Origin of the sequence: Propioniciclava sp., from assembly GCF_029977985.1 — a bacterium.
Lineage (GTDB): Bacteria > Actinomycetota > Actinomycetes > Propionibacteriales > Propionibacteriaceae > Propioniciclava.
In genome coordinates, this window is sequence record NZ_JARKOT010000166.1 from 1 (window position 1) to 12740 (window position 12740).

Sequence of the window (12740 nt, forward strand, 5' to 3'; positions counted from 1 at the left end):
AACTCAACCTCGGCCTCAGCGCCTGACCCCCCACGAAGGATCAGACCGTTACACCACTTCAGGGGACTTGACCCGCCGGCCAGCACGCTCAGCACTATCCGGGTCTTCTTCTCCGCCGGAATCGAGGGTGGTCTACCCATGTCTGACTCTCGTTCAGGACCTACATAACGGCCCTGCCACTAAGTCTGACGCGCGACACCGACACCCACCAGTGGGCGGGAGCGGCGACAGTGGCGACGCCGCTCCCTGGTCGTCGCCGCCTACCGAGACCGTTACCAGATCACCGACCCCACCCCGCTCGGCGCCCAGCCCGAAGACACGGCGCAGAGGATCGACCGTGCCCGGGCCGAAACAGCGTTAAGGATGTTGCCTCGCACCCGTGTCGAGAACCCCCAGACGGGGCCTGAACGGCGCATGGAGCGTCCGCTTCAACTCTGAGCCCAACTCTCTGTGACCTCAGATCTCTGTCGGCTCGCCTTGGGGATGCCCTTGACGAGCGGCAACACGTACCGACGGGGAAGACGATGGCAGAGGGTGGACAGCTAGACTTGGTTGACAAGGTGGCGCAACCTTCATAGGGCGACACCGTTCTGTCGAACGCGCAGATCACCTACGGGAAGGGGGTGCGGCCCATGATCGACTCCGCATGGAAGAGCTGGTATCGAGCAAAACATGACCAGCGGTGCATCGCTTCCGGTGATGCTTTCGAGGACTACGCCACGGCGCTCTTAGCCTCAATCCACCGATGCGGGGTGAGATTCGCTCGGCGTTTTAAGAACGGAATGCCCGTCTGATCAGGGAGAATAGGACTTGTCTAGAGTTCTGTTCCACCGTGATGAGAGGGCATCCCGTCGATGCAAGTTTCCCACACCCCGGCCGCGGTGTCAGCGTCGTTCGATGATCCGAATCTTGTGTCGACGGCCGGGCTGGTCCCGATCATGCGACTGGCCCAGAACGCCGGCCTTGCTGCGCTGTCCCAGCAGTGGTTGAGCGTACCGACGGACAAAGGTGCCAACGCCGGAGCCAAGGTGTCTTCGTTGGTGGCTGGCATGGTCGCCGGAGCGGACTCGATCGATGACCTGGCCGTGCTGCGCCACGGCGCGATGGGCAAGCTGTTCAACCGGATCTACGCCCCCTCGACGCTGGGCTCGTTCCTGCGCGCCTTCACCTTTGGTCACGTCCGCCAATTGGACGCGGTCGCCTCCCGGCTGCTGCAAGGACTGGCCGTGCAGGCCCCGCTGCTGATCCCTGGCGGGAAGGACTACACGTTCCTGGATGTCGATGACACGATCATCAAGGTCCACGGACACGCCAAGCAGGGCTCCGGGTACGGATACTCCGGGGTGCGCGGGCTGAACGCGATCCTGGCCACCGCCAGCACGAACACCTCAGCACCGGTGATCTTGGGCCAGCGGCTCCGCCGCGGCGCCACCGGTTCTCCACGCGGGGCCAAGCGACTGATCCGCGATGCCCTGGCCACCCTCAGACGGCTGCACGGGATGGATCAGGCGCCGGTGCTGGTGCGCGCGGACTCCGCGTTCTACGGCCACGCCACCATCGCTACGGCGATCAGGGCCGGAGCTGATGTGTCCATTACCGCCCGGATGGACCCGGCCGTGAAGAAGGCCGTCGCCAGCATCGACGAGAACGCCTGGACGGGGATCGAGTACCCGGAGGCGATCTACGACGAGACCACCGACCGGTGGATCTCCAAGGCAGAGGTCGCCGAAGTGCCCTTCACCGCGTTCACCTCCCGGAAGAAGTCCGAACGGGTTCCCGGTCGGTTGGTGGTGCGCCGGATCCCCGAACTGAACAAGAAGGACCTGGATCAGCCGGGGTTGTTCGATCTGCACCGGTTCCACGCCTTCTTCACCACCAGCACCCTGGATACCGTCACCGCGGACAAGACCCACCGGGGGCATGCGGTGATCGAGCAGGTCAACGCGGACCTGAAGAACAGCGCCCTGGCACACCTGCCCTCCGGGGTCTTCACCGCCAACGCCGCCTGGCTGGTGCTGGCCGTGCTGGCCTTCAACCTCACCCGGGCTGCCGCGACCATCACCGGTACCGGGCTGGCCAAGGCCACCACGGCGACGATCCGCCGCAAGATCGTCAGCATCCCAGCCCGGATCGCCTCTTCAGCCCGCCGGCTCACCCTGCACCTACCGCGATCCTGGCCCTGGCAACAGCAGTGGACCGCGCTGTTCAACCACGCCCACGGGCCGCCGACGACCACGATGACCTGACCACCGAAGCCGGACACCGGCGCGAGACGAGGAACCCCAGTGGAACACGCCGGGCAGCGAGGCCCGCCCCTCAGTCCTGCCTGGAACCATCAATCCCAACCCAAGAAGAATCCCTCACCACTGCCGAACCAGCTCGGTGGATTGAGGGTAAGTGATGGCGAGCTTGTCGTAGCGAGTAGCCAAGCCGCGCCATTGCTTGGCCAGGGCGAAGTACCGTTCCACGACGTTGCTCCCGCGGTAGGCCTGCCCGTCAAAGGCCGGGGGTCGCCCGCCGCGACTGCCCCGCCGTTGGCGGGCGGCGATCTGGTCCTTCTTGTCCGGGATGACCGCCCGGATCCGGCGCCGACGCAGTTCGGTGCGGATCACCCCGGTGGCGTAGGCCCGGTCCGCGATCACCGCCTCCGGTCGGGTCCGCGCCGCCCCGGGGCCGGGCCGGGGGACGTGGATCTCGGCCAGTACTTGTGCCAGCACGGCCCCGTCGTTGCGCTGGCCACCGGTGACGATCGTGGCCAGCGGCCGGCCCCGGCTATCGACGGCGTGGTGGATCTTGGTGGTCAGTCCACCGCGGGAGCGTCCGATGCCGTGACCAGGCGGTTCAACCTCGGTCAGCGGCAGTTTCTTCTGATTCGCCCCGGCCCCCTGTGTCCTGGTCCGGGCGGGTCGTGTTCGTGGCGTGCTGATGGGCTCGGGCGATGGTGGCATCGACCGAGACGGCCCAGTCGATCATCCCGGCCGCATCGGCCTCGGCCAGCACCTGGGTCAGGACTCGGTCCCAGGTGCCGTCCGCGGCGTAGCGGCGGTGGCGTTTCCACACCGTCTGCCACGGCCCGAACTGCTCCCGGGGCAGGTCCCGCCACGGGATCCCGGTCCGGTACCGGTAGGCGATGCCCTCGACCACCCGCCGGTGCTCCCCGAACGGGTGCCCGCGCCGGCCCTGATTCGCGGGCAACAACGGCTCGATCCGCTGCCACTGCTCGTCCGTGAACACCCGATACCGCGATCCCGTTGATCTCACCCGACCAGCCTGCCGCGAGCCTCATCACCGATAAGGGAGACACGCCCTAGCTCCGACGGGCGCTTTCGTGCGGGTGGCCAGTCGGTACGCGCAGCCTCGTCTATGGTGACTGTATGCGTTTGGGTCTGGGCACTCTCATCTCTCTGCCTGCCGGTGAGGTGACGCTGCACGACGCGCGCCGGTCCGAGCGGCGCACCGTGCGGGTGGAGGCCTTCGCACTCAGTCGCACGAGCGTTACCGAGGGATCGACCGACCTGCCACTCAGTGGGGTCACCTGGTTCGAGGCCGTGCGAATCTGCAACTTAGTCTCCGAGCAGAACGGGCTGCCGCCCGCCTATGAAATCGCCGACGAAGGGGTGCGATGGGATGTCACGTCCGATGGCTACCGCCTGCCGACGGAGGCCGAGTGGGAATACGGGTGTCGCGCCGGGACCAGCGGACCACACTATGGTCCACTCGAGGAAATCGCATGGACCGCCCTGGACGCTACCGGTTCGGCGCAACGCGTCGCCTTGAAGCGCCCCAATGCTTTCGGCCTCCACGACATGCTCGGTAACGTGTGGGAGTGGTGCTGGGACTATCTCGACACAGCACGCTATGGCGACTACCGGGTGTTCCGAGGCGGCGACTGGGCCGCCGAGCCGTGGAACGTGCGCGCGTCGGTCCGCCGAGGGAGCGCCCCGGACGCGGTGATGGCGGGCACCGGGCTACGCGTGGCCCGAGGCGGCCTCACCACGACCGAGGAAGTTCAGGGATGGTCGGCCCGACGCGATCAGGATCGGGCGGCGGTGACGGGGGCGCTACCCGTTGGTTGGACTCCCCTGCGTCCGATTTAGCGGCCATATCAATCAGCCCAGATAACGCCAAATAGCCCCACCAGAAGCACGCCACCCATCGGCAAACTTCACAAGAGTCCATTGCACTTCCGGCCGGTCGTTGAGTAGTGATGCAGCAATCTCAGCAGGGTCAGGTTCCGCCACTTGACTTAGAGACCCCATGCGGTTGCGACTCATGGGAGCCTCCGAAGACCCATCCGCGTGGAGGTCGAGTGCTTAGCGCGACAGGGCTCGATCACTGCGCAAGAGGAGAACGATGCCCATGAACCCGACAAGGCATGCAGCCGCTGTGAGCGCCAGCGAAACCTGGTACCCCTCAGTCCCGCAGGAGGGTTCACGGGCCATGAACGCCGCGTAGATGCTGCCCAGCAACGTGACGGAGATCAGGCTGCCGAACTCGTATGACACTTCCTCGACGCCGGAGGCCATCCCGGCCCGATCAGCAGACACGTTGAAAATGATCGTGGAGGAAGCCACTGTGATCAGGACTCCAATTCCTGTGCCCGCGAGGAACAGGCTGACCGCGAACATCCATAAGTTCGCCTCCAGAGCCAGGGTTGCCAGTGCATAACCCCCGCCCGCAACAACACAGCCCGCGCAGAGCAGGCGACGTCGCCCGACACGGGAAAGCAGTGAACCTGCAAGGAAGGGAGCATGAAGTCAGACTCCCGATCATTGGGGCATGTGTTCGGAGGCAAGTCGCGCGAAGATGAGGGTGTCGGTCCATTCGCCCTTGCTGAACCAGTCCTGGACGTGATGTGCTTCGAGCCGGAGCCCGACACGACGAGCCAGTGCTGCCGAGGCGCTGTTGCGGGCATCCATCTCCGCGGTGATGCGGTGGAGCCGGTAGTGGTCAAACCCGAGGGCGAGTACTGCTCGGACGGCTTCGCTGGCGAAACCTTGCCCACCTTGCGCCGGGTCGAGAACCCACCCGATCTCGCCTTGACGGTGCTCGTGATCGGTGAGCCACAACGCGACGTCTCCGATCGGGACGCCGTCATGCTCGATGACCAGCGCAAGCGCGCCAGTCTCGCCATCGATGTCAGTCTTCGCTAGGCGTTCGGTGAGCTTGTCGTGGGTGACTTCCGCGGTCCATGGCTCGTCCAGCAGGTAGCGGGCAACGTCGGGTCGCGAGTACAGCTCGTAAAGCCATCCGAAATCGCCTGTCTCATGCAGGCGGAGCCGGAGCCGCTCCGTCGCCAACGGCCACTGGGCGGTGGGCAAGAGATCGCGCCGGTAATGCAACAACTCCTCGTACTGTCCTGCGGGCGTCGTCCCTACGGATCGCTCGACCTCACGGAACCCTGCGCTCGTCAAGCACCGCTGGGAGGCCTTGTTCTCCGGAAGTGTGCGTGCCGTCAAGGTTCGCAGTCCACTGTTGCGTGCGAAGCGCGATGCCAACTCCAGGCCCCGACGAGCATGTCCCTCTCCGCGTGCATCGGGATGAATCCAGAACCCGACCTCGGCAGCCTCGGGGCTGACATCGAAGAGCACCAAGGAGCCCACAAACCGGTCCGTCTCGACAAACATCGACCACCTCGAGCTCGCCGTGGCCGAGTACATCGACTGGTACAACCATCGACGCCTGCACGGCGAACTCGGCCTGAGGCCGCCGGTGGAGTTCGAGGACACCTACTGCCGTCACAATCCCGCCCCGGCTACCGTCGAGGCGTCAGAACCGAGCCTCTACTGAACCCGGCACGCAACACAAGTGAATTCTGTTGTCCCGCAACGCGAACGGTTGGCCCGGAACCTTGACAGGTGGCCGGTGTGGCTGCTTGAATGAGCGGGGACAGCGCCCGTCACCTCGGGCCTCTCTCGGCCCTCGGGTGGCAACATGAGCTATGACGAATCGGACGACCTCTTCCAGGTCGTCGCGGACTTTTGTCGGCACCGGATGACTTCCGTGGCGGACCGCCTGGAGCTGACCGATGGTGGCGCCGAAGTGCACAGTCCGACGTTGGCAGCCGAGATGGCGGAGAACGGGTGGCTCGGCATCGGCATCGCCCCGGAATACGGCGGTGCGGGCGGCACCCTCCTCCGATGGCTCGGCGATGCGGCCTACCAGGCGGGCGTCCTGCTCGCGGCGGACTTCGTCCGTACGGAGCGAAATCGGGTCATGGAGGTCGCCTACCGCCTGGCGGGCTTCGAGTCTCCCGACGAGCTCCACCCGGACGACCGGACGAGGTTCGTCCTCGAGCCGACCCCGACGGCCGACGACGGAATCATCCACATCGAGGCGGTCGCGCCCTTCGGCCGACCGACGCCGACCCTCTGGCGTTGGTCCGGCAGCCAGGACGAGACCGTCGGTGCCGAGCACGAGGTGGCGGCGCGGTGACGGTGGAACAGCGGTCCCTTCAGTCCTCGGCCGTCCCCCACCGGTGGGCGGCGCTCCTGGCCATGGCGCTGGTCCTCGTCACGATCGGGATGGACCTCACCGTTCTGAACGTGGCACTGCCGATCCTCGCGGTGGACCTTCGTGCCACCTCGTCGGACCTTCAGTGGTTCGTGAACGCCTACTCCCTGACCATGGCCGCGTCGCTGCTGCCCGCTGGGCGACTGGGTGACCGGTTCGGGCCGCGTCCCCTCATCCTGGGTTCGACCGTCGTCTTCGGTGCGGCTTCCGCGCTGTGCGCCTGGTCGGGGAGCACGGGCCTGCTCATCGTCGGCCGCGCGATCCTCGGCGCCGCAGCGGGTGTCTTCATGCCGCTCTCCATGTCGATGCTGGCCAGACTCTTCTCGGGGGAGGAGCGCAGCCGCGCCGTGTCGGCCTGGACCGCGGCGGTCGCCCTGGGCATCCCCGTCGGCCCTGTCCTCGGCGGCTTCCTTGTCGACCACTTCTGGTGGGGCTCCGTCTTCCTGGTCAACATCCCCCTGTGCCTCGTCGCGCTCGCCTGCCTCGTCGTCACGCTGCCCGCCACGGCCGCCCAGCCGCACCTCTCCGTGGACCTGATCGGCGCGGTCCTCGCGGCGGGCTCGTTGATCGCCCTGACCTACGGTTTGATCCAGAGTGGCGACCACGGCTGGACCTCCGCGCCGACTCTCGTACCGCTCCTGGTCGGCGTCTTCCTCGGCGTGCTGCTCTTCGCGCGGCTGCGGCGCGCCCCATCGCCGCTGATCGAGCTCGACCTCTTCGACCCGCCGCAGTTCCGTTGGGGCGTCATCATGGCGACGGTCGCCTCGCTCATCATGATGGTGACGATCTACATCGTGCCTCAGTACGCGCAGGTCACAACGGACACGGACGCCCTCGGGCTCGGGCTGCGGCTGCTGCCGCTGATCGGGGGACTCGTCCTCACCGTCCCGCTCGGCGAGGCGGTCGTGCGAGCACGCGGATATCGTCTCGTCGTCGCCACGGGCTTCGTCGTCATGGCGATCGCGTGTGGCCTGGCGGCTACCACGACGACAGGCTCCGGGCTGGCGCACTTCATCGCCTGGAACGTGATCATGGGCATCGGCATCGGGTGCGCCCTGCCGACGTGCATGGACCTCGCCATGAGCGCCCTCGATGCCGAACGCAGCGGCGTGGGCTCGGCCGTCGTCCAGAGCATGCGCCAGCTGGGCGGGTCCTTCGGCGTCGCGACGTTCGGTACGGTCCTCACCTCCGCGTACCGCGGTCACCTCCACCTGGACGGCCTCCCCACCGAGATGGTGGACGCGGTCCAGAGTTCGCCGTCACTCGGCGCCGTCGTCGCCGCCGTCCGGGTGCCTCGGGAGCCCGGTAGCGGAGCCTCGGAGTTCGCCGATGGCCGCTGAGAAGGGAATCGATGCGCAGGAGGTGACGACCCGTCTCGGGGGAAAGACGATCCTCGAGAAGGTCACCCTGCACGTCGAGCCGGGGACCGTCCACGCGCTCGTCGGCATGAACGGCGCGGGGAAGACCACGCTCATGCGCAATCTGCTCGGAATGCTCCGGGTCGACGCCGGCGAGGTCCGCCTGCTGGGCCTTCCGGTGGACAGGCTCCCAGCTCGGGCGTGGGCCCGGGTGGGCCAGATGATCGAGGGCCCGGCGCTCTACCCGGAGCTCACCGTGCGAGAGCACCTGACGAGCATGCTCGCTCTGCACGGCCTGTCGAGCTCCGAGATCAACGGGGTGTTCGAGCGCGCCGTCGAGCGGCTCGGCCTGTCGCCGTGGATCGATGTCCGGGGGAAGCGGCTCTCGCTCGGGACTCGGCAGAAGGTCGCCCTCGCGGCCGCTCTCGGGCACGGTCCCGAAATCCTTATCCTCGACGAGCCGACCAACTCCCTCGACCCCATCGCCATTCGCGGCCTGCGAGACCTCATCCGGGAGATCGCCGAGGCCGGCGGGGCGGTGCTCATCTCCAGCCACCACCTCGACGAACTCGCGCGACTCGCCGACCGGGTCACCCTTCTGCACCGCGGCCAGATCGTCGGCGACCTCGACCCGACGGGCCACGATCTCGAGAAGTCCTTCTTCGAGCGGGTGCTGCGCGTCGACGAAGAGCGCCAGAACCGGGAGCCGCAGCCGTGAACTCTCTCTTCCCCGTGGCCCTGCGCTTCGAACTCGACAAGATGCGCCGCTCCAACGTCGTCCGCATCGCGTCGCTCATCGTGATGATCTTCCCGCCACTGCTCGCGGCCGCCGGAGTCGTGGCACTCCGGGCCGACCTGGAGGGGGCCTTCGCGGCGAAGGCCTCCGTCCTGGTCCGCGGTGAGGGCTGGGAGGCCTACCTTGGCCTGGCCGCGCAGGTGCTGTCCGTGGCCGCGCTGCTCGGCATCGGCTTCGTCTGTGCCTGGAGCTTCGGCCGGGAATTCGAGGAGAACACCATCGTGAATCTCTTCGGGCTGCCGATCCGGCGCGGCGAGCTCGCCTTGGCCAAGGGACTCGCACTCGTCGCCTGGGTGATCGCGCTGTCGCTCTTCGCCGCGGTGCTCGTGGTCCTCGTGGGATTCGCGGTGCGGCCGGGGACGGGGTCGCTGGCCGGTGCGTGGCTCCCGTTCGTCGTCAGCGTCCTCACCGGGTTCAACGTCTTGCCGGTCGCCTGGGTGGCAACCGCCCGGCGCAGCTACCTCCCCGCCGTCGCAGTGCTCCTCGGACTCGTCGTGGCCGTCCAGCTGCTCATGGCGGTCGGTGTCGGGGCGTGGTTCCCCTGGTCGGTGCCGGGCCTACTCGCCGGATTCTCCCCGACATTGCGCCCCAACGTCGTGCAGTGTCTCCTCCCCCTGCTCGTCGGTGCGCTGTCGGTATGGGCGGTCGTACGCGCGTGGGACCGCTTGGAACTCGGACGGAGCTGATCGTTGTGACCACCGACCTGCGCGCGGCCACGCCCCGCCTCGGCGAGACGACCGGGGCAGAGAGGCGGCCGTGGGGCACGAACCCCCTCGTGTTCGTGTTCGGCGGGCAAGGTACCCAATACCGCGGCATGGGTCGCTACCACTTCGACCACGACGAGGTGTTCCGCGAGTCGGCGCTCGCGATGGAGCGGGTCCTCATCGACCAGGGGCACGGCGGCGTTCTCGACGAGATCATGAGCCGGCCGCCCGGCGCCCCGTTCGCCATGGAGGACCTGCGCCTCTCGCACCCCGGCATCGCGATCGTCCAGCTCGCGCTCGCCGACAGCCTCAGGGCCCGGGGGGTGCGGCCGGACGTCGTGGTCGGCTCCAGCCTCGGCGAGCTCGTCGCCCTGAGCGTCGCCGGCGCCATCGACCGGGAGTGGCTGCTCAGGGCCCTTGTCGAGCAGATCCGCTCGCTCGAGCGGCACCGGCCGGCCGGCGGCCTGCTGGCCGTCTTGGAGAACCATGCGATCTTCAGCGAGGACCCCGCCCGCTGGGCACCGTTGGAACTCGCCGGGATCAGCGCCTCGCGTCACTTCGTCGTCGCCGGTCCGCCCGACGCCCTCGACGCGCGGGCGCGGGCGCTCCGTAGCGAGGGGATCACCGCCGAGGCCGCCCCCGTCCCCTACCCGTTCCACTCCTCGTACATCGACGTCATCCGCGACGACTTCGTCACCAGCCTCGCCCGCACGCCGCTGCGCCGTCCGGACATTCCCGTCGTGTCGGCCGTCACCGGCCGACAGATCACGGATGTCACCGCGGAGCACCTGTGGCGGGTGGCGCGCGAACCCTTCCTCTGGCAGGACGTCGCCTTCCACATCGAGGCCGACGGCAGCGCGAGGTACGTCGACCTCAGCCCGAGCGGTTCGATGTCGGGCTACCTCCGCATGGACTTCGGACGCCGCCTCGCGGGGCGGATCGTCGCTCTCACCGGCCCGCTGTGTCCGCAGGAACCGGTCTCGGCCCGTGTCGCCGAGATCGGCGTGAAAGCCCGACCCTTGGGGGAAACCGTGACGCTACCCACCGCTGCGACGCACGACCTGCCGTCCGCGGCCGAACCGTCGGCGCCCGCGCGCGTCGCCCTCGTCTTCCCCGGACAGGGGTCCCAGCACGTCGGCATGGGTGCCGACCTGTTCGACCGCTTCCCGGCCCTGGTGCGTGAAGCCGACGAGATTTTGGGCTACTCGATCCGGACGCTGTGTCTGGAGGACCCCGACCGCACCCTGTCGCAGACGCAGTTCACCCAGCCGGCGCTCTTCGTCGTCGGGGTGCTCGCCTACGAGGCCTTCCTCGCCGACGAGAGCGAACCCACCGACCTGGTGCTCGCGGGACACAGCCTCGGCGAGTTCACAGCTCTCTACGCGGCGGGGGCGCTGACCTTCGGTGACGCGTTGCGTCTCGTCGCCGAACGAGGACGGCTCATGAGCCACGTCGAAGGCGGCGCGATGGGCGCGGTCCTGGGGCTGGGAGAAGCCGAGATCCGCGACCGTCTCCAGCGCGCGGGAGAGGACTCGGTCGACATCGCGAACCTCAACGGGCCCACTCAGACCGTCCTGTCCGGGCGGGCCGAGGACGTCGACCGGTGTGGAGCCCTCTTCACCGGTGACGGCGTGCGCTTCGTCCGGCTCAAGGTGAGCGGTGCCTTCCACTCCCGCTATATGGCGGCCGTCGCCGACGAGTTCCGCGCCGCGCTCGACCGCACACCGTTCGCCACGCCACGGCATACCGTCATCGCCAACGCGACCGCGCAGCCGTACGCGGGCGACCCCCGCGACCTGCTCGCTCGACAGCTCGTCTCCCCCGTGCGCTGGCTCGACACGGTGGGCTGGTTCCTCGACCGCGATCTCACCGTCCGCGAACTCGGTCCCGGTGTCGTCCTCACCAGGCTCGCCTCGTCCATCGCCGCCGCATGGACGGTCCGCCCCACCCCGTGGCCGGCGGCCGAAGAACCGGCGAGGGAGCCGAGCGCCGCACAGACGACGGACACGGGGGACACGCCGGGCACCCGGCTGGGGTCCGCGGTGTTCCGCCGGACCCACGGCCTCACGTACGCCTACGTCTGCGGCGGCATGTACCGCGGGATCGCGTCCCCTGCCCTCGTCATCGACGCGGCGCGCGCGGGCGTTCTGTCGTTCCTCGGGTCGGGCGGTCTCACCACGGAGGCAGTGCGGTCCGCGATCGCAGAGGTCCGCGCGGCCGGCGGCCTGCGGGCCCCCTTCGGGGTGGATGTCGTCCACGACGTCTACGACGACACGCCGCAGGCGGAGCTGGTGTCGCTCCTGGTGGAGCAGGGCGTCACCCACGTCGAGGCGTCCGCGTTCGTCCGGGTGACGCCGGCGCTCGTCCGGTACGTGGGCGCAGGCCTGGCGCGCGCTGCCGACGGCGGCGTCGAGCGGCGAACGCATCTGCTCGCGAAGGTGTCGCGGCCCGAGGTGGCCCGCGAGTTCCTTGCGTCGGCCCCGAGCGAGATCGTCGCCGGTCTCGTTCGCGACGGCCTGCTCACGGCAGAGCAGGCGGAGCTGCTGCGGTCCGTGCCGGTCGCCGACGACCTGTGCGTCGAAGGGGACTCGGGTGGGCACACCGACCGGCGCAACCCGCTCGTCCTCTTCCCCGCTCTGCAGCGCGAAGCGCAGCGGGCCGCGACGGACTTCGGCTATGCGGCGCACCTCGCTACCCGGGTCGGGCTCGCCGGCGGCATCGGTGCGCCGGAGGCTGCGGCGGCGGCCTTCGCGATGGGTGCCGACTTCGTCCTGACCGGCTCGATCAACCTGTGCACTGCCGAGTCGGGCATCTCGGAGGCCGCGAAGGACATCCTCGTGGGGCTCGACATCCAGGACACCGACTACGCCCCGGCCGGCGACATGTTCGAGCTCGGCTCGCAGGTCCAGGTCGTCCGGCGCGGCATCTTCTTCCCCGCCCGCGCACGCAAGCTCCACGAGCTCTACCGGCGCTACGACTCCCTCGCCGACATCGACGAGGACACGCGCACCCTCCTGGAGACGCGCTACTTCCGTCGGTCGCTCGAAGAGGTCTGGGAGGACACCCGCGCCTACTTCGCGACCCGCGACCCGGCGCAGATCGCTCGGGCCGAACAGGACGACCACCACAAGATGGCGCTCGTGTTCCGGTCGTATTTCGGGCGCAGTCAACGCGCCGCGTTGGACGGAACCCCCGGCCTCAAGCTCGACTATCAGATCCAGTGCGGGCCCGCAATCGGCGCGTTCAACTCCTGGGTACGGGACACCCCGCGCGCCTCCTGGCGCAACCGGCACGTCGGGGAGATCGCCGCCGCACTCATGGAAGAGGCCGCGGCCCGACTCGACGAGCTCGCGGCGGGTCGGTGATGGC

9 protein-coding genes and 2 pseudogenes are annotated in these 12740 nt (G+C 68.4%); 8 read left to right on the forward strand and 3 right to left on the reverse strand.

Annotated features, from left to right (window positions below; translation table 11 throughout):
• Positions 1–854 precede the first annotated feature (854 nt).
• A complete protein-coding gene (locus Q1K57_RS10180; RefSeq protein WP_260062985.1) occupies positions 855–2246 on the forward strand; it encodes an IS1380 family transposase in 1392 nt (463 codons plus the stop codon).
• A gap of 114 nt (positions 2247–2360) precedes the next feature.
• On the opposite strand, the pseudogene Q1K57_RS10185 reads toward Q1K57_RS10180, so the two are convergent.
• A pseudogene (locus Q1K57_RS10185) lies at positions 2361–3234 on the reverse strand (IS5 family transposase).
• Between the two features lie 140 nt (positions 3235–3374).
• Here Q1K57_RS10185 and Q1K57_RS10190 point away from each other — a divergent pair.
• Positions 3375–4097 (forward strand): formylglycine-generating enzyme family protein, encoded by a 723-nt coding sequence (locus Q1K57_RS10190; protein WP_260062958.1) that lies wholly within the window; start codon positions 3375–3377, stop codon positions 4095–4097.
• 216 nt (positions 4098–4313) lie between these two features.
• Here Q1K57_RS10190 and Q1K57_RS10195 read toward each other — a convergent pair.
• Positions 4314–4736, reverse strand: a pseudogene (locus Q1K57_RS10195) (MFS transporter); the annotation flags it as partial.
• A gap of 33 nt (positions 4737–4769) precedes the next feature.
• Positions 4770–5627, reverse strand: coding sequence for a GNAT family N-acetyltransferase (locus Q1K57_RS10200; RefSeq protein ID WP_366525365.1), 858 nt, complete (start codon positions 5625–5627; stop codon positions 4770–4772).
• Positions 5628–5646: 19 nt separating this feature from the next.
• Between Q1K57_RS10200 and Q1K57_RS10205 the strand changes: the two genes are divergently transcribed.
• The 6 genes from Q1K57_RS10205 to fabD all read left to right on the forward strand — a co-directional run bounded on the left by Q1K57_RS10205 (position 5647) and on the right by fabD (position 12736).
• A complete protein-coding gene (locus tag Q1K57_RS10205; RefSeq protein ID WP_300081936.1) occupies positions 5647–5790 on the forward strand; it encodes an IS3 family transposase in 144 nt (47 codons plus the stop codon).
• A gap of 144 nt (positions 5791–5934) precedes the next feature.
• Positions 5935–6435, forward strand: coding sequence for an acyl-CoA dehydrogenase family protein (locus tag Q1K57_RS10210; RefSeq protein ID WP_300081939.1), 501 nt, complete (start codon positions 5935–5937; stop codon positions 6433–6435).
• Entirely contained in the window at positions 6432–7853 is a 1422-nt protein-coding gene (locus Q1K57_RS10215; protein WP_300081942.1) for an MFS transporter, read from the forward strand. Before Q1K57_RS10210 ends, Q1K57_RS10215 begins: the two co-directional genes overlap by 4 nt.
• Entirely contained in the window at positions 7843–8589 is a 747-nt protein-coding gene (locus tag Q1K57_RS10220) for an ABC transporter ATP-binding protein (RefSeq protein ID WP_300081945.1), read from the forward strand. Before Q1K57_RS10215 ends, Q1K57_RS10220 begins: the two co-directional genes overlap by 11 nt.
• Positions 8586–9353 carry an ABC transporter permease gene (locus Q1K57_RS10225; RefSeq protein WP_300081948.1) on the forward strand — a complete coding sequence of 256 codons (768 nt, stop codon included), beginning with the start codon at positions 8586–8588 and terminating at the stop codon, positions 9351–9353. The genes Q1K57_RS10220 and Q1K57_RS10225 overlap by 4 nt, the downstream gene beginning before the upstream one ends.
• A gap of 5 nt (positions 9354–9358) precedes the next feature.
• The gene (fabD, locus tag Q1K57_RS10230; RefSeq protein WP_300081952.1) at positions 9359–12736 is read left to right on the forward strand and encodes an ACP S-malonyltransferase; all 3378 of its coding nucleotides are present in this window, start codon (positions 9359–9361) and stop codon (positions 12734–12736) included.
• Positions 12737–12740: the final 4 nt, after the last annotated feature.